General features: G+C 70.0%; 19 protein-coding genes and 1 pseudogene. 10 read left to right on the top strand and 10 right to left on the bottom strand.

Going from position 1 to position 17,976, the window contains the following annotated elements; genetic code table 11:
• Position 1 precedes the first annotated feature (1 nt).
• Positions 2–868 (bottom strand): helix-turn-helix domain-containing protein, encoded by an 867-nt coding sequence (locus OHA58_RS15655; protein WP_405479279.1) that lies wholly within the window; start codon positions 866–868, stop codon positions 2–4.
• A gap of 266 nt (positions 869–1,134) precedes the next feature.
• Between OHA58_RS15655 and OHA58_RS15650 the strand changes: the two genes are divergently transcribed.
• Positions 1,135–1,617 (top strand): ATP-binding protein, encoded by a 483-nt coding sequence (locus tag OHA58_RS15650; protein ID WP_383528696.1) that lies wholly within the window; start codon positions 1,135–1,137, stop codon positions 1,615–1,617.
• 197 nt (positions 1,618–1,814) lie between these two features.
• Here the strand turns inward: OHA58_RS15650 and OHA58_RS15645 are convergent, their stop codons facing one another.
• From OHA58_RS15645 to OHA58_RS15630, 4 genes are all read right to left on the bottom strand, one after another.
• Positions 1,815–2,057 (bottom strand): DUF397 domain-containing protein, encoded by a 243-nt coding sequence (locus OHA58_RS15645; protein WP_100597687.1) that lies wholly within the window; start codon positions 2,055–2,057, stop codon positions 1,815–1,817.
• A gap of 141 nt (positions 2,058–2,198) precedes the next feature.
• Positions 2,199–2,690, bottom strand: a complete 492-nt coding sequence (locus OHA58_RS15640) for an SRPBCC domain-containing protein (protein WP_405479277.1) — start codon at positions 2,688–2,690, stop codon at positions 2,199–2,201.
• Positions 2,677–3,033 (bottom strand): ArsR/SmtB family transcription factor, encoded by a 357-nt coding sequence (locus OHA58_RS15635; RefSeq protein WP_405479276.1) that lies wholly within the window; start codon positions 3,031–3,033, stop codon positions 2,677–2,679. The genes OHA58_RS15640 and OHA58_RS15635 overlap by 14 nt, the downstream gene beginning before the upstream one ends.
• A 5-nt stretch (positions 3,034–3,038) precedes the next feature.
• Positions 3,039–3,425 carry a glyoxalase superfamily protein gene (locus OHA58_RS15630; RefSeq protein WP_405479274.1) on the bottom strand — a complete coding sequence of 129 codons (387 nt, stop codon included), beginning with the start codon at positions 3,423–3,425 and terminating at the stop codon, positions 3,039–3,041.
• A gap of 155 nt (positions 3,426–3,580) precedes the next feature.
• On the opposite strand from OHA58_RS15630, the gene OHA58_RS15625 reads away from it, so the two are divergent.
• The 4 genes from OHA58_RS15625 (at position 3,581) to OHA58_RS15610 (ending at position 6,607) form a co-directional block, all read left to right on the top strand.
• The gene (locus tag OHA58_RS15625; RefSeq protein WP_405479272.1) at positions 3,581–4,117 is read left to right on the top strand and encodes a DinB family protein; all 537 of its coding nucleotides are present in this window, start codon (positions 3,581–3,583) and stop codon (positions 4,115–4,117) included.
• 18 nt (positions 4,118–4,135) lie between these two features.
• Positions 4,136–4,777, top strand: coding sequence for a PadR family transcriptional regulator (locus OHA58_RS15620; protein ID WP_405479271.1), 642 nt, complete (start codon positions 4,136–4,138; stop codon positions 4,775–4,777).
• 85 nt (positions 4,778–4,862) lie between these two features.
• Positions 4,863–5,840 carry an ATP-binding cassette domain-containing protein gene (locus OHA58_RS15615; protein WP_405479270.1) on the top strand — a complete coding sequence of 326 codons (978 nt, stop codon included), beginning with the start codon at positions 4,863–4,865 and terminating at the stop codon, positions 5,838–5,840.
• Positions 5,837–6,607 carry an ABC transporter permease gene (locus tag OHA58_RS15610; protein WP_405479269.1) on the top strand — a complete coding sequence of 257 codons (771 nt, stop codon included), beginning with the start codon at positions 5,837–5,839 and terminating at the stop codon, positions 6,605–6,607. Before OHA58_RS15615 ends, OHA58_RS15610 begins: the two co-directional genes overlap by 4 nt.
• Positions 6,608–6,666: 59 nt before the next feature.
• On the opposite strand, the gene OHA58_RS15605 is transcribed toward OHA58_RS15610, so the two are convergent.
• Together OHA58_RS15605 and OHA58_RS15600 are read right to left on the bottom strand one after the other, a co-directional pair.
• Positions 6,667–8,079 carry a glutamate decarboxylase gene (locus OHA58_RS15605; protein WP_405479267.1) on the bottom strand — a complete coding sequence of 471 codons (1,413 nt, stop codon included), beginning with the start codon at positions 8,077–8,079 and terminating at the stop codon, positions 6,667–6,669.
• A gap of 107 nt (positions 8,080–8,186) precedes the next feature.
• A complete protein-coding gene (locus OHA58_RS15600) occupies positions 8,187–9,464 on the bottom strand; it encodes an ion channel protein (protein ID WP_405479266.1) in 1,278 nt (425 codons plus the stop codon).
• 121 nt (positions 9,465–9,585) lie between these two features.
• Here OHA58_RS15600 and OHA58_RS15595 point away from each other — a divergent pair, with 121 nt between their 5' ends.
• Positions 9,586–10,344 carry a MerR family transcriptional regulator gene (locus OHA58_RS15595; protein ID WP_405479264.1) on the top strand — a complete coding sequence of 253 codons (759 nt, stop codon included), beginning with the start codon at positions 9,586–9,588 and terminating at the stop codon, positions 10,342–10,344.
• A gap of 5 nt (positions 10,345–10,349) precedes the next feature.
• On the opposite strand, the gene OHA58_RS15590 is transcribed toward OHA58_RS15595, so the two are convergent.
• Entirely contained in the window at positions 10,350–10,715 is a 366-nt protein-coding gene (locus OHA58_RS15590) for a YbjQ family protein (RefSeq protein ID WP_405479263.1), read from the bottom strand.
• A 131-nt stretch (positions 10,716–10,846) separates the two neighbouring features.
• On the opposite strand from OHA58_RS15590, the pseudogene OHA58_RS15585 reads away from it, so the two are divergent.
• Positions 10,847–11,509, top strand: a pseudogene (locus tag OHA58_RS15585) (DedA family protein); the annotation flags it as partial.
• A 79-nt stretch (positions 11,510–11,588) separates the two neighbouring features.
• On the opposite strand, the gene OHA58_RS15580 reads toward OHA58_RS15585, so the two are convergent.
• Together OHA58_RS15580 and OHA58_RS15575 are read right to left on the bottom strand one after the other, a co-directional pair.
• Positions 11,589–13,286: a threonine/serine exporter family protein gene (locus OHA58_RS15580; RefSeq protein WP_405479261.1), complete on the bottom strand. Its 1,698-nt coding sequence runs from the start codon at positions 13,284–13,286 to the stop codon at positions 11,589–11,591.
• A gap of 91 nt (positions 13,287–13,377) precedes the next feature.
• Positions 13,378–13,869, bottom strand: a complete 492-nt coding sequence (locus tag OHA58_RS15575) for an inorganic diphosphatase (protein ID WP_100597700.1) — start codon at positions 13,867–13,869, stop codon at positions 13,378–13,380.
• 131 nt (positions 13,870–14,000) lie between these two features.
• Here OHA58_RS15575 and dacB point away from each other — a divergent pair, with 131 nt between their 5' ends.
• The 3 genes from dacB (at position 14,001) to tilS (ending at position 17,942) form a co-directional block, all read left to right on the top strand.
• Positions 14,001–15,440 (top strand): D-alanyl-D-alanine carboxypeptidase/D-alanyl-D-alanine-endopeptidase, encoded by a 1,440-nt coding sequence (gene dacB / locus OHA58_RS15570; RefSeq protein ID WP_405479258.1) that lies wholly within the window; start codon positions 14,001–14,003, stop codon positions 15,438–15,440.
• A 115-nt stretch (positions 15,441–15,555) separates the two neighbouring features.
• On the top strand, positions 15,556–16,698 hold the full coding sequence (locus OHA58_RS15565; protein WP_405479257.1) for a zinc-dependent metalloprotease: 1,143 nt from the start codon (positions 15,556–15,558) through the stop codon (positions 16,696–16,698).
• 215 nt (positions 16,699–16,913) lie between these two features.
• Positions 16,914–17,942: a tRNA lysidine(34) synthetase TilS gene (tilS, locus tag OHA58_RS15560; RefSeq protein WP_405479256.1), complete on the top strand. Its 1,029-nt coding sequence runs from the start codon at positions 16,914–16,916 to the stop codon at positions 17,940–17,942.
• The last annotated feature ends 34 nt before the right edge of the window (positions 17,943–17,976 follow it).

Genomic DNA, 17,976 nt, shown 5'->3' with positions numbered 1-17,976 from the left:
GTCAGGCGGCCTTCGCCAGCAGGCCCCGGATGATGTCCACGCTCTCCGCGGGCGTCGGGCACTCCGACTGAAGCTGCTCCATCGCCCGGGCGTACTGCGTGACGTCCTCGCGCTTGTCGAGGTACAGGGCGCTGGTGAGCTGCTCCATGTAGACGATGTCCGAGAGGTCGGACTCCGGGAAGCTGAGCATCGCGAAGGCGCCGGTCTCACCCGAGTGGCCACCGAAGCCGAACGGCATGACCTGAAGTGTGACGTTGGACCGCTCGGAGATGTCGATCAGATGCTGGAGCTGACCCTGCATCACCTTCGGTCCGCCGTAGGGGCGTTGCAGCGCCGCCTCGTCGAGCACCACGTGGAACTCGGGGGCGCGCTCGGAGACGAGGAGCTTCTGCCGCTCGAGGCGCAGTGCCACGCGCCGGTCGATGTCCGCCTTCGGTGCGTCCTTCATGCCCCGGGCGACGACCGCGTGCGCGTACCCCTCGGTCTGCAGGAGCCCGTGCACGAACTGCACCTCGTAGGCGCGGATGAGCGACGCGGCGCCCTCCAGGCCGACATAGGTGGGGAACCAGCCGGGCAGGACGTCCGAGTACGTATGCCACCAGCCCGCGACGTTGGCCTCCTTGACGAGGGAGAGGAGCGCGCCGCGCTCCGCCTCGTCGGCGACTCCGTACAGGGTCAGCAGGTCCTCGACGTCCCTGGCCTTGAAGCTCACCCGTCCCAACTCCATGCGGCTGATCTTCGATTCGGATGCGCGGATCGAGTAGCCGGCCGCCTCCCGGGTGATGCCACGCGATTCGCGCAGGCGCCTCAGTTGCGAGCCCAGCAGGATGCGTCGCACCACCGAGCCGCTCGACTCTCCCGCACTCACGTCGCTCCACCCTCCCGATCGCTCCAGCAGCCGAAGTCTGCCATTAAAACGCTCCGGCCCGTACTCGTTCGGTTACAGAAACGGAAAGGTTGCGAAAGGTCTCCACAAGAAGTCGCGGGAAGAAATGAGCAACAAGTGGTACGCGGGGGGACAGGCCGGGCGCGTGCACGTGCATCTGCCCTTGCATCTGCTGTACGCATTCGGAACGATGGCCCACGCACCACCGCTCCACTCGCTATGTACCGCGAATCCCGGGAGTGCCTCGGATGGGGACGAATGGACCGGCCATGCTCGAGCCGTTAAGGCAGGGGCTTCCGCCACTCGACCCTTCGGCCGTTTCCAGCTCCGCCTCCTGCGCACTTCCCGCACGGTACGAAGCGGTGGGCAGCGCCCGTAAGTTCACGCGCGGGACGCTCGACGGCTGGGACGTGGCGGAGAGATTCGACGACGTCTGTCTCGTCGTCTCCGAACTCGTCACCAACGCCCTGCGGCACGCACTGCCCTCGGACACCCCGCGCCCGCAGGACCCACCGGTGCGGCTGCACCTGATGCGCTGGACCTCACGCCTGGTGTGCGCGGTGCGCGACCCCAGCGACGAGAGCCCCGTCGCCCGCGAGGCCGAGGACGACTTCAACGCCGAATCAGGCCGCGGCCTGTTCCTGGTCGACTCGTTCAGCGACAGTTGGGGCTGGCATCCGCTGGCCGGCACGCTGAACGGGAAAGTGGTGTGGGCGCTGTTCCGGCTGTGAGGCCCGGCAACTGACCGTCGCTATTTGAGAGTTGGCGACTGGTGACTGACGGCTGTCACCTGTCATCCGACGATGATCAGCTGACAGATATCGTCATCTGTCATCTGTCATCTGTCATCTGTCATCTGTCATCTGCCAGTTGTCACCCGTCAGTTGTCATCCGTCAGGTGTCACCCAGCAACTGTCGCCGGCAACTGTCACCCGTCGGCTATCAGGTGGTCGAACTCCCCGTCCTTGACGCCCAGCAGCATCGCCTCGATTTCGGCGGGCGTGTAGACGAGGGCCGGGCCCTCCGGGAAGTTCGAGTTGCGCATCGCCACCCGTCCCCCCGGCAATTTCGCGAACTCCACGCAGGAGCCCTGCGAGTTGCTGTGCCTGCTCTTCTGCCAGACCACACCGTGAAGTTCCGTGGCCGCCATGCCGTTGTACACGTGGTGCACAGGTCGCTCCCCGGTCGTGCTGTGGCCTATGAGGCTCATGTGGCCAGTGAGTCAGGTGTAGTGGTCAACTGTCCTGGATCATAGCTGCGTTCACATGCCGATGCATGGGCAGATGCACGTGCACGGGGGGTGTTCCCACGGTTACAGCTCTGCGAGCGTCTGCCCCAGCGCCCGCATGACATGCGAACGCCAGCCCCCGTCCATGATCTTCCGCGCCATCATCTGTGCCGGATCGTCCGGATCGAATCCGTCGTGCACTAGGAAGAGACGCGTGCCACGGCCTTCTGGCTCCAGGTTCCACGTAATGGTCCAGTCTGCAGAATTGGCCGGATCCCGGTCCTGCCACCGGACGCTGAGCATCCGCTCCTCCTCGTACGCGATGACCTCGACGTCGACGGTGCCGAAGAAGCCGGTGTTGGGTCGCGGCACGGTCGTCATCACGTACCGGTGGCCCACCTCGAGGCGGAAGTCCTCACTGCCCGGCATCAGCCACTGGGCGATCAGCTCGGGTTCGGTGAGGGCGCGCCAGACCTTGGAATGGGGTCTCCCCTGCTCGAGCGAAGTCGAGAGCTTGGGGATGGGTGGGGGAGGAACTGGTCGACGGTGATGCTCGTGAGGCTCATGACCCGTCATCGTCGGGCATGCGGTCGAGGAGTTCGGCGAGCCCCTTCAGGCGGCCGCGCCAGAACCGCTCGTACGGATGGAGCCACTCCTGCACCTCGGCCAGGGGGGTGGCCTCGAGCCGGTAGATGCGCTGCCGCCCCGCGCGCTCCTCCGATACGAGGCCGGCCTCGCGCAGCACCTTGAGGTGCTCCGAGAGGCTGGGCCGGCGCATCGCGAAGTGGTCGGCGAGGGCCTGGACGGGCTGTGGGCCCTCGTCCCTGAGGAGGCGGAGCACCTCGCGACGCGTCCCGTTGGCGAGCGCGGCGAACAGCCGGTCCTGGCCGGCGGTGTCGGTCGCGCTCGTGGTCGCCATCGGCGTCAGAAGCCTTCCTTCTCCGTGATGAGCATCAGTGCGTTGCCGTCCGGGTCGCTGAAGGAGGCCATGCGCCCCCACGGCACGTCGTCGGGGCCCGTGACCTCGGCTCCGGCGGTGGTGAGCCGCGCGCAGTCGGCGTCGACGTCGGTCGTCACCAACATGATCCCCCGCGCCGAACCCGGGGTGAAATCCCCCATGCCCGGTCCGGCCAGCGTGAAGACGGTCTGCGCGCCCGCAGGCGCGACCTGGAGCCAGCGGCCCTGCGGCATCTCACGGTCGGCCGTGACGTCGAAGCCGAGTGCGTCGACGTAGAAGCGCAGAGCGCGGTCCTGGTCGGCGACGGGGAGGGTGATGAAGGAGGCGTGCGTGATGTTCGTGTGGCTGCTCATGCCCCGACTATAGGTAGGAATTTCCCTACGCGTCAAAGGTTGGAAAATTCCTACGCGATGCGTTCCCGAGTGGTGCCGCTTGGGGACAGAAGTCGACCGCAATTCCCTCTACCTTCGTCCGTACAGGCGGCGGAACCGACGGAAGGCGGCCCACGATGGCGACGCAAGGGAACGCGGAGATCCGCGGCGACGAACGCGGCACGCTCCTGATCTTCCTGGCCGGGCAGCGCGGCGCCGTCCGCCGGGCCGTGCTCGGGCTGACCGACGAGCAGGCCGCGACGACGCCGAGCGTCAGCGCCCTGTCGCTGTCCGGGCTGGTCAAGCACGTCGCGGAGACCGAGCAGGGCTGGGTGGCGCGGGCCCGGCAGGTCGCGCCCGACATGCAGCGCACCGAGGCGGACTGGGCCGACAGCTTCCGGCTCGTGGGCGACGAGTCCGTCGAGTCGGTCCTCGCCTACTGGGACAAGGTGGCGCTGGCCACCGAGGAGTTCGTCCGGTCGGTGCCGAGCCTCGACGACACGTTCCCGCTGCCCCGCCATCACTGGTCGCCGGACGAGGAAGAGGTGTCCGTGCGGTGGCTGCTGCTCCATCTGATCCGGGAGGCGGCCCGGCACGCGGGGCACGCGGACATCATCCGCGAGTCCCTGGACGGGAAGACGGCGTACGAGCTGGTGGCGATGGCGCGGGAGTGACGTCCTACGCTGGGGCCCATGTCAGCGATCCGCCTCCTGGTCCTCGGGGCCGTACGCCAGCACGGCCGCGCGCATGGTTACCAGGTGCGCAACGACCTCGAGTACTGGGGCGCGCACGAGTGGTCGAACGCCAAGCCCGGGTCGATCTATCACGCGCTCAAGCAGATGGCGAAGCAGGGATTCCTCGTCGCGCACGAGATCGCGCCCTCCACGGCCGGCGGCCCGCCGCGCACCGAGTACGAGATCACGGACAAGGGCACCGAGGAGTTCCTCACGCTGCTGCGGGAGGCGCTCGTGACGTACGACCAGAAGCCGGACATCCTCTCGGCCGCGCTCGGCTTCATCGTCGATCTGCCGCGGCGGGAAGCGGTGGAGCTGCTGCGGCGGCGCGTGGACGGCATCGAGGAGTGGCGGCGCGCGGTCACCGAGTACTACACCCCCGAGGACGGGCCCGAACGGCTCGGCCACATCGGCGAGATCATGAATTTCTGGGTGCACTCGGCCGACACGGGCGCGGAGTGGACGCGGGGGCTGATCGGCCGGATCGAGGGCGGCGCGTACACGTTCGCGGGGGAGGGTGAGCCCTTTGTCGGGGTGCTCGCCGAGGGGCAGGAGAACCCCTACGCCACGGGTGAGCCGCACCCCGAGGACCCGCGTTAATCAAGTTTGACCAATGGTGAGGGCGGGGATACCTTTCCCGGGGTAGTCAAATTTGATTACTGGGGGTTTCGGTGAGAGGAGCCGGATGACCGACGCGATCATCGTCGAGGGCGTACGGAAGCGGTACGGGGACAAGTGGGCGCTGGACGGGCTCGACCTCACGGTCGCCCGCGGCACCGTCCACGGGCTGCTCGGGCCGAACGGCGCGGGCAAGACGACGGCCGTCCGCACCATGACGACGCTGCTGCGGGCCGACGAGGGCCGGGTCGAGGTGGCGGGTTACGACGTGCGGCGGCAGGCGGGCGAGGTGCGGCGGCGCATCGGGCTCCTCGGCCAGCACGCGGCGGTGGACGAGGAGCTCGGCGGGTGGCAGAACCTGGAGATGTTCGGACGCCTCCACCACCTGGGCGCTCGGCGCGCGCGGGTGCGGGCCGGTGAACTTCTTGAGCGCTTCGGCCTCGCCGGGACCGGGCGCAAGGCGGTCAGGCAGTACAGCGGCGGCATGCGGCGTCGGCTCGACCTGGCCGCCTCGCTCATCACGGACCCCGAGGTGCTCTTCCTGGACGAGCCGACGACGGGCCTCGATCCGCGCGGGCGCGCCGAGGTGTGGGGCGCGGTGCGCTCGCTGGTCGGGGGCGGTACGACGGTGCTGCTCACGACGCAGTATCTGGAGGAGGCAGACCAGCTCGCCGACTGCATCTCGGTCGTGGACCGGGGCCGGGTCGTCGCCGAGGGGACGGCCGACGAGCTGAAGGCGCGGCTCGGCGGTGACCGGATCGACGTCGTCGTGCGGAACGGGGCCCAACTGGACGTAGTAGCACGGCTGTTGCCGGACGGCGCCACGGTCGACGCGGACCGCCGGCTGGTCAGCGCGCCCGTCGCCGACCGGATGGCCGCGCTCACCAGGGCCGTGCGCGCGCTTCAGGACGCGGGTGTGGAGGCGGAGGACATCGCGGTGCGCAGACCGACCCTGGACGAGGTGTTCCTGCATCTGACGGGACCGGGACAGAAGGACACGGCGGAACGTGGACACGTGGCGGACCGGCCGGAGGTGACCGCATGAGTACGCCGATGAGCTGGGCCGTCGCCGACTCGTGGACCATGACGCGGCGCGAGCTCGCGCACTGGGCGCGGCAGCCCACGCAGATCGTGGTGGGTCTGGTCTTCCCGGTGATGCTGCTGCTGATGTTCGGCTTCCTGATCGGCGGCGGCAAGGGCGTCGAGGGCGAGTACGTCGACTATCTGGTGCCGGGCATGCTCGCGCTCACCATGGCATTCGGGCTCGAGGCGACGATGCTGGCGGTGACGCAGGATCTCAACAAGGGTGTGATCGACCGGTTCAGATCGATGCCGATGGTCAACGGAGCGGTGCTGGTGGGCCGTTCGGCCGCCGACATGCTCCAGTCGGCCGCCGCGCTTGTCGTGATGACCGGCGTCGGTTATGTGATCGGCTGGCGTCCGCACGGTTCGACCGGGGCCCTCCTGGGCGCGCTCGGCCTGCTGCTCCTCTTCCGGTTCGCGATGCTGTGGATCGGCATCCACCTGGCGATGGTGGCGGGGAAGCCGGAGCTGGTGCAGGCCGTGCAGATCCTGGTCTGGCCGGTCGGGTTCCTGTCGAACGCGCTCGCCGAGCCCGGCTCGATGCCCGGCTGGCTGGGCACGGTCGTCGAATGGAACCCGATGTCGCACACGGCGACGGCCGTACGGGACCTGTTCGGCGGCCCTGGTGGGGAGCCGGGGCACCTGTGGGCCGCGGTGCTCTGGCCGCTCGCGCTGCTCGCGGTGTTCTTCCCGCTGGCGGTACGGAAGTTCGCGGCGCTCAGCAAATAGGGCTCAGCATGTGCGGCGCTCAGCAAACAGGGCTCAGCGGATGGGGCCCGTAAACAGTGTCAGTGGTGGAAGCCGGTCGCCGCTTCCTTGTCGCGGGTCAGCGGGTGCGCCTGCTGGCGCAGTTCGGGCAGCAGGCGGTTGAGGTCGGAGAGGAAGAGCGCGGCCAGGTCTGCCGAGAAGCCGTTGCGGCACACCAGTCGCAGCACCGCCAGGTCCTGGCGGTGCGCGGGGAAGGTGTACGCGGGCACGAGCCAGCCGAATTCGCGCAGGCGGCGTGACACGTCGAAGACGTCGTACGCCTTCACCTCGGGTGCTGTCGTGAAGGTGACGACCGGTAGTTGGTCGCCGCGCGTGATGAGCTGGAAGTCGCCGAGGGTCTCGATGCGTTCGGCGAGGCCCCGGGCGACGTTCCGGGTCGACTGCTGGACCGCTCGGTAGCCCTCGCGGCCCAGGCGCAGGAACGTGTAGTACTGCGCGACGACCTGCGCGCCGGGCCGGGAGAAGTTGAGGGCGAAGGTAGGCATGTCGCCGCCCAGGTAGTTGACCCGGAAGACCAGATCCTCCGGCAGGTCGTCCGCCGTACGCCACAGGGCCCAGCCGACCCCGGGGTAGACGAGGCCGTACTTGTGGCCCGACGTGTTGATGGACGACACCCGCGGCAGACGGAAGTCCCAGACCAGCTCGGGGTCGATGAAGGGCGCGATCATGGCCCCGGAGGCGCCGTCGACATGGACGGGGATGTCGAGCCCGGTCTTCTCCTGGAGGGTGTCGAGGGCGGCGCACAGCTCCTCGATCGGCTCGTACGAGCCGTCGAACGTCGAGCCGAGGATGCCGACGACGCCGATGGTGTTCTCGTCGCACAGCTCGGCGGCGGCCTGCGGGTCGAGGTGGAAGCGGTCGCCCTCCATGGGGACCTGGCGCGCCTCGACCTCCCAGAAGTTGCAGAACTTCTCCCAGCAGACCTGGACGTTGATGCCCATGACGAGGTTCGGGCGGGCGTGCTTGGAGGGGTAGCGGTCGGCGTTCCGCTTCATCCAGCGGCGCTTGAGGGCCATCCCGGCGAGCATGCACGCCTCGCTCGACCCGGTGGTCGAACAGCCGACGGAGCCGTCCGGGTCGGGCGCGTTCCACAGGTGGGCGAGCATCGACACGCAGCGCCGCTCCAGCTCGGCGGTGCGCGGGTACTCGTCCTTGTCGATCATGTTCTTGTCGCGGCACTCGGCCATCAGGACGCCGGCCTGCGGTTCCATCCAAGTGGTGACGAAGGTGGCGAGGTTGAGCCGTGCGTTGCCGTCGAGCATCAGCTCGTCGTGGACCAGCTGGTACGCCGTCGAGGGTGGCATGGGGTCGTCGGGCAGCCGGTGCTTGGGCGGGGCGTCGGTCATGCCGCCGACCGGATTGGCCTCGCCGTAGAAGGGGTTGACGGCCATCGGGTGCTCGTCGTGCTGGTGGGGACCGTGGTGCAGCGGCATCGTCGCGGGCTCCCTCGATACGGGGTCGTGACCTCATCGCGAGGATACGGAGGGGTGGGGCGTACCGCCCGGCGAGAGAGCGCGGCCGCGCCGTTCGGCGGTACCGCTCAGCGCACGGACGTGCCGTCGTCGCGCAGCTGCATCTGGGGGCGTCCGGTGACCAGGAGCCAGGCCGGCAGCGAGGCGATGCACAGCAGGGCGATGATCGCCGGGGACGCGACGAGGACGGCCGCGGTGAACAGGCTGATCCAGCCCTGCCGGGTGATGGCGAGCAGGATGCCGAGGACGCCCGCCGAGACTCCGACGGCGGGGTGCACGCCCGGCACGAGCGCGTGGGCGAGGAGGCCGAAGGCCGACCCGATGAAGACCGCGGGGAAGATCCGGCCGCCGCGGAAGCCGCAGGAGGCGGCGACCAGGAGGGCCGCCAGCTTCACCACCGTCATCAGGGCGAACTGGCCGGCCGACCAGCCGTCGGGGTGCCGGGCCAGCTCGGCGACCTCGTCGAGGCCCTTGAAGAGCGTGAGATGTCCGCCGAGCGCGCCGAGCAGGCCGAGCACGAGCCCGCCCGCGGGCAGCATCAGCATGGGGTGCTTGAGGCGTCCGAACGCGGCGTGCGTGTGAGGGAAGGCGTAGACGGCCGCCATGCCGAGGACCGCGGCCGCAGAGGCGATCACCAGGGAGGCGAGGAGGTCGCCCCAGTCCGGCCGGGGGACGGAGGGCAGGCCGAGGTCGAAGGTGGGGTGTGCGACGAGGGCCGTGGTCATCGCGCCGGTGGCGGCCGCGGTGAGCGGCGCGAACAGGGCGTCCCACAGCGAGCCCCTGATCTTCCTGCCCGCGAGGGCCTCGGAGATGACGAGGGCGGCGGCGACGGGCGTGCCGAACAGCGCGCCGAGCGTCGCCGCCTCGGCCAGCGAGGCCCACAGCGCGGGGGCCACGGCCGGCAGGGCTTTCGCGCCGAGCCAGAACACGAGGGCGATGTTGGCGGCGATGATCGGGTTCTCGGGGCCGAGGCTGGGCCCGCCGGCCAGCATCAGCGCGGTCGCGACGAGCAGCCCGGGCAGCACGAACGGCGGCAGCGGCGCGCTCGCGAGCCCGATGGTGGCCGGGTCGGGGCCCGCGTGACCGGGCGCCTTCCAGACGACGAGGCCCACGAGGATGCCGGTCGCGGTCAGCATGACGATCATCCAGAGCGAGGAGTACCCGCCGATGCCGAGCGCGTCGGGCAGGTCCTTCCACAGCACGTGCTGGAGCTTCTCGGCGAGCTCGCTCACGCCGAGGAACAGCAGGCTGCACGCGACGCCCACGACGAGCGCGGGGACGACCAGCGGGAGCAACGTCCGTGCCGGGGTGCTCTCCTGGGGCGCGGCCTGCGCGTCGGTGGTCACCGGCACACCATAAGCGGACGAAAGCCGCACAACACCCGGAGGAAATGCCGCTTGCACCTCACGTGACGTGAGGCTGCACGCTGGGACCCGTACCGACAACGACAGGGAGGGGGCGGGAGCCGTGAGCTACTCCGTGGGGCAGGTCGCCGGGTTCGCCGGCGTCACGGTGCGCACGTTGCACCACTACGACGAGATCGGCCTGCTCGCGCCGGTCGGGCGCAGTCACGCGGGTCACCGGCGCTACAGCGACGCCGACCTGGACCGGCTCCAGCAGATCCTGTTCTACCGGGAGCTCGGCTTCCCGTTGGACGAAGTCCAGGCCCTGCTCGACGACCCGGCGACCGACCCGCGCGAACACCTCCGGCGCCAGCACCGGGTGCTGACCGCCCGTATCGAGAAGCTGCAGAAGATGGCCGACGCTGTCGAACACGCCATGGAGGCACAGAAGATGGGAATCCAGCTCACACCGGAAGAGCGCTTCGAGGTCTTCGGGGACAAGGACCCCGAGCAGTACCAGGAGGAGGCCGAGCAGCGCTGGGGGAACACCGAGGCCTGGGCCGAGTCCCAGCGCCGCGCGGCCACGTACACCAAGGAGGACTGGCAGCGCATCCAGGCGGAGGTCGACGACTGGGGCCGGCGGTACGCGGCGCTCGTGGCGGCCGGCGAGCAGCCGTCCGGCGAGGCGGCGATGGCCCTCGCCGAGGAGCACCGGCAGCACGTCAGCCAGAACTACTTCGAGGTCTCCTACGAGATGCACGTCTGCTTCGGCGACATGTACGTGGCCGACGAACGCTTCAAGGCGTTCTACGACTCCATGGGTGAGGGCGTCGCCGAGCACCTGCGGGACGCGATCCACGCGAACGCCGCCCGCAACGCGTAGCCGCGCTACATCGGCGCGATCACCACCGCCGTCCCGTACGCGCATACCTCCGTGCCGACGTCCGCCGCCTCCGTCACGTCGAAGCGGAACATCAGCACCCCGTTGGCGCCCCGCGTGCGGGCCTGCTCGACGAGCCGCTCCATCGCCTGGTTACGGGTCTCCACCAGCGTCTTGGTGAGGCCTTTCAGCTCGCCGCCGATCATCGATTTGAGGCCGGCGCCGATCTGACTGCCCAGGTGCCTGGAGCGGACGGTGAGGCCGAAGACCTCGCCGATCACCTTCTCCACCCGGTAGCCCGGCACGTCGTTCGTGGTGACGACGAGCACATCCGTCTGCGGATTCTGGCCGCCGCCGAAGTCTTCGATACCCATACACACAGGTTTGCCACAGTTGACGCACAGTGCATCCTGGGAGGGCCGCTGGAACCTGGTGCCGTCATCCGGCGTTGATAACTTTGCACCGCCATTGCCCTCGCTTCACCACCCCTCAGGAGTCCGGAACCGTGACGACGCTTGCTCTCGGACCAAGCTGGCTGGACCCGGACCACCTGCTCAACACGTTCGGCATCTGGGGCCTGCTCCTGATCGTGTTCGCGGAGTCCGGCCTGCTCATCGGCTTCTTCCTGCCGGGCGACTCCCTGCTGTTCACCTGCGGACTGCTGATCACCGCCGGCACGCTGGACTTCCCCCTGTGGGGCGCCGTCGGCCTGATCTGCGTCGCCGCGATCCTCGGTGACCAGGCGGGTTACCTCTTCGGCAAGAAGGTCGGCCCCTCGCTGTTCAACCGCCCGGACTCCCGCCTCTTCAAGCAGGAGAACGTGGTCAAGGCCCACGAGTTCTTCGAGAAGTACGGCCCGAAGTCCCTGGTCCTGGCCCGCTTCGTGCCCATCGTCCGCACCTTTACGCCGATCATCGCGGGCGTCAGCGGCATGAAGTACCGCTCGTTCATCACGTTCAACATCATCGGCGGCGTGCTCTGGGGCGCGGGCGTCACGCTCCTCGGCTCCTGGCTGGGCAACATCGAGTTCGTCCACAAGAACATCGAGGCGATCCTGATCCTGATCGTCCTCGTCTCGGTGGTCCCCATCGGGATCGAGTTCCTGAGGGCGCGCAGCAAGTCGAAGAAGGCCGAGGCGGCGATGCCCCAGCAGCAGACGCCGCCGCAGGGCCAGCGCGGCCGCCACGCGAAGCGCTAGACCGCCAGGGCGCCTCGCAGCGTCCTAGTTCCAGAGAAAAAGCGGAGTGCTAGAACCCTCGGGTCCGCTTCGCCGCCCGGCGCCCCGCCGCGCCGGGCGAGCGCAGGAACAGCCGCGCGATCTCAGACCCGAGGTTGACCCCGATCGCGATGGCCATGGCGAGAGCCGCCGCCTTCGTCAGCGACACCAGACCCGCGTCCACATCGTTCTGCGCGATGGCAAGGAGACCGAAGTACGTCGCGGAACCCGGCAGCAGCGGCCCGATCGCCGCCGTCACGTACGGCAGCGCGGACGCGAACCGGTAGCGCGAGAAGAGCTGCCCGAACAGGCCGACGAGCCCGGCAGCCGCCGCGGTCGAGGCGACCGGCGAGATCCCGCCGACGACGTGCATGGCCCCGTACACGACCCACGCCACACCGCCGTTCAGCGTCACCGCGAGCACGGTGGAGCGTTCCTGCTGGAGCAGGACGGCGAAGGCGAGCGAGAGCGCCATCGAGGCCGCGATCTGCCAGTAGGGGCGGTCGATGACCTGGAGGGCCGCCTCCGGGTTCAGCTGCGCGTGCAGCTGGACGCCGAGATAGAGCACGACCAGGACACCGATGACGATGCCGACGAAGAAGTACATGACTTCGAGCAGGCGCGCGGCCGCGGTGATGTAGTAGCCGGTCAGACCGTCCTGCACGCCCGCCACGAGGGCCCGCCCCGGCAGCAGCGCGAACAGCCCACCGGTGATCACCGCGGAGGCGCGTACGTCCACGAGGTTGTGCGCGAGGGTCAGCAGGATCCCTATGGCGGCGGGCGGCATCGCGGCGACGGTGAACTGGTAGAACTCCGGCAGCCCGCGGCCCGCGCACAGCCAGGCCAGCCGGTCGCCGAGGATCGCGCCGAGCGCCGCCGCGACGAAGACGATGAGGTCACCGCCGACGAGGATCGAGGCGCCGCCCGCCAGGAGCCCGGTGGCCGCGGAGAGCACCCAGCCGGGGTAGGGGTGGCGGTTGCGGCGGATCTCGGCGAGACGCCGGTAGGCCTCCTCCAGGGAGACTTCGACCTCCGGGTCGCTGATGTCGTACACCAGCTGGAACACGGCCGCGAGGCGCGTGTAGTCGGTGCCGCGCCGCCGCACGGTCCGTGACGCGGTCACCGGGTCGTCGACCAGCGACGGCTGGTACGAGATCGAGAGCAGCGTGAACGTCACCGTCGGCTCGCACCGGTCGAGGCCGTAGGAGCGGCACACGGCGAACATCGCCGCCTCCACGTCCTCGGCGCCCTCACCGCCCGCGAGGAGCAGCTCGCCGATACGCAGGGTCAGGTCGAGGACGCGCGGAACGGCCGGGCCCTCCTCGTCGTGCTTCTGCACGGGCTCGGCCGCGGGACGCTCGGCCACCGGCATGCGCAGCATCGTGCGCATCCGGTCCTGCCAGGGCGCCTCCTTGGTCAGCTTGACCATGGGGATGCCGTGCGCGGGTGTGAACGCGGGCGGCGCGTGCCGGGAGCTGTAGGTCTGCGGGGGCGTGAAGGCCGAACCGCCGGTGTCGGCGGGTGCGGCGGCCGGGGTGCTGAGCCCGTCGGGGAGCGCGAACTCGGACGTCGTCTGTGACTCGTCCTGCTCGGGCGCCGGGGTCTGCGGCACCACCCCGGGCGGCGGGGTGAAGGCGCTGCGTGCCTCGTCCGACTGCGGTTTGCGGTCTTCGGCCGCCTCCGGCTCCCGCTCCGTCACCAACTCGCCCTTCGTATGACGCCTGCGCACCTCCCGGTACGCCTCAGTATGAGCACAGATACGCGAACGGGCCGCCCCACCCCCGAAAGGAGTCGGACGGCCCGTGCGTGGCGGGGGGAGGTCAGTGACCGCCCTCGTCCTTGAAGCGCTTGTAGGACCGCTCGATCTCGGCCTCGGCCTCGGTGCGGCCGACCCAGTCGGCGCCCTCGACGGACTTGCCGGGCTCCAGGTCCTTGTAGACCTCGAAGAAGTGCTGGATCTCCAGGCGGTCGAACTCGGACACGTGGTGAATGTCGCGCAGGTGCTCCACGCGGGGGTCCGAGGCGGGGACGCACAGCAGCTTGTCGTCGCCGCCGGCCTCGTCCGTCATCCGGAACATGCCGATGGCGCGGCACTTGATGAGGCAGCCGGGGAAGGTCGGCTCCTCCAGGATGACCAGCGCGTCCAGCGGGTCCCCGTCCTCACCGAGCGTGTTCTCGACGAATCCGTAGTCGGCCGGGTAGCTGGTCGAGGTGAAGAGTCGACGGTCCAGGCGGATCCGACCGGTCTCGTGGTCCACCTCGTACTTGTTCCGCGAACCCTTCGGAATCTCGATCGTGACGTCGAACTCCACCGGTGGCTCCTCCATGATCAACACATACGACTGGTGGTTAAGTGTCCCTCACGCAGGTGTGTGATCGCGAAAGGGGCTGGTCCGTGGTGCCCGAGCTCAAGGCTTCGCAGGCAGTTTCACAGGCAGTGAAGGTGCTTACGAAGGTCAAGACCTGGCAGCTCACAGCGGGCGCTGCCACCCTGGGCCTGGCGCTCTCGGCCGTGGCGGTGGCCTCGGCCGGTCCGTGGGACTCCAGCGGTCAGCGTACGGCGGAGGCGCGCCGGGCTGTGTCCCAGGAGGCCGGGGGTGGCACAGATCACGGCCGCGGCGGGCGCTCCGACGAGCCGGACGCCGCCCCGAGCGCCCGTGCCGTCCTCGCGCCGCCGGGCGGCTCGGTCCCCGGCCCCACCAAGGGCGCGCTCGCCGACGTGCTCGACCCGCTCCTGAACGACCCGGCCCTCGGCAAGCGGCGCACCGCGGCCGTCGTCGACGCGGCCACCGGCGAGCGGCTGTACGGCAAGAGCTCCGGCGACGCCCTGACGCCCGCGTCGACCACCAAGCTCGCCACGGCGGTCGCCGCCCTGTCGATGCCGGGATCCGACCACCGCATCGACACGAAGACCGTCATCGAGCCCGACTCGTCGGCGCACCAGGTCGTCCTCGTCGGCGGCGGCGACCCCACGCTCACCGCCCGCAAGGACGCCGGACCGAACGCGAGCCTGCGCGCCCTCGCCGACGCCACCGCGAAGGAACTCAAGGACCGGGACACGGACGAGATCACGCTCTCGTACGACACCTCGCTCTACTCGGGGCCGCTCCTGCACCCCATCGGGCCCAACGAGAACATCGCGCCGGTCAGCGCCCTCATGGCCGACGAGGCGCGCATGGACGACTCGTCGAGCGGCCCGGCGCCCCGCGAGTCCGACCCGGCGGCCGCCGCCGCGCGGAAGTTCGCGGATCTGCTGCACGACCGCGGCATCAAGACGAAGGGCGAGCCGGGCCCGGGCAAGGCGTCGGGCAACGCCGAGAAGCTGGCCAAGGTGTCGTCGCCGCCCGTGTCGGCCCTGGTCGAGCGCATGCTGACGCACAGTGACAACGACATCGCGGAGGCCCTGGCCCGCCAGGTGGCGCTCACCACGGACGAGGCCGCGAGCTTCGACGGCGGGGGCGCGGCGATCCGCAAGGAGCTGGACAAGCTCCGACTCCCGCTCTCCGGAAGCCACTTCGCGGACGGCAGCGGCCTCGACCGCGCCGACAAGGTCTCCGCCGACCTGCTCACCCAGGTCCTCGCGCACGCCGTCGAACGCGAGCGCCCCGGGCTGCGCCCGGTCCTCACCGGACTGCCCGTCGCCGGCTTCACGGGCACGCTGAGCAAGCGGTACACCGACGCGGCCGACGCGGCGGGCATCGGCCTCGTACGGGCCAAGACCGGCACGCTGACCGGGGTGAACACGCTGGCCGGAACGGTCGTCGACGCGGACGGTCGGCTCCTGGTCTTCGCGTTCATGACGGACGGCACCGTGAACCCGGGACAGGCTCAGGCGGCCCTGGACCGGCTCGCGTCGACGGTCGCGAACTGCGGCTGCCGCTGACCCGCCCAGCACCCCGGCCCCGTCCGTCCCGGCCGTGTCCCCTAGGGGGCACAACCGGGGCGCTGTCCGGGGCCAAGCCCCTGTGCACCAGGACCCGAGCACGTACGGTTGACGCATGACGAGCATCGGTGGTGCTTCTGGGATGGTCGACTGGAATCTCGCGGTGGCGACCGCGACCCGACTCGTGCGGCCGGGTCCGGAGGTGACCCGGGACGAGGCGCGAGCCATCGTCGCGGAGCTGCGCCGGCACGCCAAGGCCTCCGAGGAACACGTCCGCGGCTTCACACGGATGGCGACCGACGAGGTGCACGACACGCCCGTCCTCGTCGTCGACCGCCCCGGCTGGGTCCGGGCGAACGTGGCGGGGTTCAGGGAGCTCCTCAAGCCCCTCCTGGACAAGATGGAGGAGCGGCGCGGCTCCGGCCCCGGCGGAGCGGTCCTCGGCGCCGTCGGCGGCAAGGTCACGGGCGTCGAGCTCGGCATGCTGCTGTCGTTCCTGTCCTCCCGCGTCCTCGGGCAGTACGAGACCTTCGCCCCCGCCACCCGGGACCTGCCGGCCGCGCCGAACGGCGGCGGAAGACTGCTCCTCGTCGCGCCGAACATCGTGCACGTGGAGCGCGAACTCGACGTGGATCCGCACGACTTCAGGCTCTGGGTGTGCCTGCACGAGGAGACGCACCGCACGCAGTTCACGGCCGTGCCCTGGCTGCGTGACCACCTCGAGGGCGAGATCCAGTCATTCCTCGCCGAGACCGACGTCGACCCGATGACGTTCCTGGAGCGCATCCGGGAGGCAGCCCAGTCCCTGGCGGGCGCACGCCCCGAGGGCGAGCAGGGCGAGGGTGACGACGGGGGCCGCTCCCTGGTCGAGCTCGTGCAGTCCCCGGCCCAGCGCGAGATCCTCGCCCGGCTCACCTCCGTGATGTCGCTGCTCGAAGGGCACGCGGACTTCGTGATGGACGGGGTCGGGCCCGCGGTGGTGCCGTCGGTGGCCGAGATCAGGGAGAAGTTCAAGGAGCGCCGTCAGAAGGGTGCGTCCCGCCTGGACCTGGCGCTGCGCAAGCTCCTGGGCCTCGACGCGAAGCTGCGCCAGTACCGCGACGGCGAGCGGTTCGTCAGGGCCGTGGTGAACGAGGTGGGTATGGACGGATTCAATCGCGTATGGACATCGCCGAACACGCTCCCCACCAAGGCGGAGATCGCCAAACCGGCGGACTGGGTCGCGCGGGTGCACCGCAAGTCGGAGGGTGCACCGTAAGGCAGGGTCGTGAAACAAATACGGCCAACGGCAGGAGGACGCCCCCGTAATCACCCATCCGAGGGACCGTGGGCCGTGGGTAGGCGTGCAATGCTCGGGGAATGGCTCGGCTCTGTCACCATCGACACACTCTGAGTGACTGAAATCACCGAGTCACTGTTGAGTGACTAGTCCGAGCCACACCCCCACCGAAAACTTCATGAAGGGAACCGGACATGGGTCCCCATCCTGCGGTCGCGGCGATACGCCTGGCGGTCCGCCGCGTACTCCACGACGTACTCAACGACCACGGCGCCAGCGCCCCCCACACGGTGCCAGAAGCCCCGCGCACCCCGCCCCTGGTGCTTGTCGCCTGCTCCGGCGGTGCCGACTCCATGGCGCTCGCCTCCGCCCTCGCCTTCGAGGCCCCCAAGCTCGGCATCCGCGCCGGTGGTGTGACGGTCGACCACGGTCTGCAGCCCGGCTCCGATCTCCGCGCCGCCGAAGTCGTCGCGCGGCTGACCGCCCTGCGCCTCGACCCCGTCGAGTCCGCGGCCGTGCACGTCGGCCGCGACGGCGGGCCCGAAGCCGCCGCGAGGGACGCCAGATACGCCGCGCTCGACGCCGCCGCGGAACAGCACGGCGCCGCCGCGATCCTGCTGGGCCACACCCGCGACGATCAGGCAGAGACGGTCCTGCTCGGCCTCGCCCGCGGCTCCGGCATCCGCTCTCTGTCGGGAATGGCCGCGACCTCGGGGGTCGACGGCCGTTACCGCAGGCCCTTCCTGCACGTCGACCGCCAGACCGCCCGCAAGGCGTGCATGGCCCAGTCGCTGCCCGTCTGGGACGACCCCCACAACGCCGATCCGGCGTACACACGTTCCCGGCTGCGCCACGAGGGGCTGCCCGCCCTGGAGAAGGCGCTCGGCAAGGGCGTCGTCGAGGCGCTCGCCCGTACGGCCCAGTTGTCCCGTGACGACGCCGACGCCCTGGACACGTGGGCCGCGCAGGCCGAAGCCATGGTGCGGGACCCCGCGGGCCTCCTGGAGTGCGCCAAGCTCTACGCGCTGCCGCCCGCCGTACGCCGCCGTGTACTGCGCCGCGCGGCCATCGAGGCCGGCGCCCCGGCGGGTGCTCTGTTCGCCCGGCACATCGAAGAGGTCGACCGTTTGATCACCGGTTGGCGCGGCCAGGGGGAGATCAACCTCCCCGGCAAGGTCGTGGCTCAGCGGCAGGGTGGCAGACTGGTCATCCGGCAAGGCTGACGAGGGGCGCGAGTCCTTCAGCGGCCGGTGGGAC

Source organism: Streptomyces sp. NBC_00009 (genome assembly GCF_045040855.1).
GTDB lineage: Bacteria > Actinomycetota > Actinomycetes > Streptomycetales > Streptomycetaceae > Streptomyces > Streptomyces aureus.
Note: the sequence above shows the minus strand (reverse complement) of the source record. Positions and strands in the feature narration are given on the sequence as shown.

Excerpts from the sequence above, each read along its gene's own strand:
- OHA58_RS15625 (WP_405479272.1), top strand. The coding sequence starts at position 3,581 with ATGGCGACGCAAGGGAACGCGGAGATCCGCGGCGACGAACGCGGCACG.
- OHA58_RS15610 (WP_405479269.1), top strand. The coding sequence starts at position 5,837 with ATGAGTACGCCGATGAGCTGGGCCGTCGCCGACTCGTGGACCATGACG.
- OHA58_RS15605 (WP_405479267.1), bottom strand. The coding sequence starts at position 8,079 with ATGCCGCTGCACCACGGTCCCCACCAGCACGACGAGCACCCGATGGCC.
- tilS (WP_405479256.1), top strand. The coding sequence starts at position 16,914 with ATGGGTCCCCATCCTGCGGTCGCGGCGATACGCCTGGCGGTCCGCCGC.
- OHA58_RS15620 (WP_405479271.1), top strand. The coding sequence starts at position 4,136 with ATGTCAGCGATCCGCCTCCTGGTCCTCGGGGCCGTACGCCAGCACGGC.
- OHA58_RS15590 (WP_405479263.1), bottom strand. The coding sequence starts at position 10,715 with ATGGGTATCGAAGACTTCGGCGGCGGCCAGAATCCGCAGACGGATGTG.
- OHA58_RS15640 (WP_405479277.1), bottom strand. The coding sequence starts at position 2,690 with ATGACGGGTCATGAGCCTCACGAGCATCACCGTCGACCAGTTCCTCCC.
- OHA58_RS15650 (WP_383528696.1), top strand. The coding sequence starts at position 1,135 with ATGGGGACGAATGGACCGGCCATGCTCGAGCCGTTAAGGCAGGGGCTT.
- OHA58_RS15565 (WP_405479257.1), top strand. The coding sequence starts at position 15,556 with ATGACGAGCATCGGTGGTGCTTCTGGGATGGTCGACTGGAATCTCGCG.
- OHA58_RS15630 (WP_405479274.1), bottom strand. The coding sequence starts at position 3,425 with ATGAGCAGCCACACGAACATCACGCACGCCTCCTTCATCACCCTCCCC.
- OHA58_RS15635 (WP_405479276.1), bottom strand. The coding sequence starts at position 3,033 with ATGGCGACCACGAGCGCGACCGACACCGCCGGCCAGGACCGGCTGTTC.
- OHA58_RS15615 (WP_405479270.1), top strand. The coding sequence starts at position 4,863 with ATGACCGACGCGATCATCGTCGAGGGCGTACGGAAGCGGTACGGGGAC.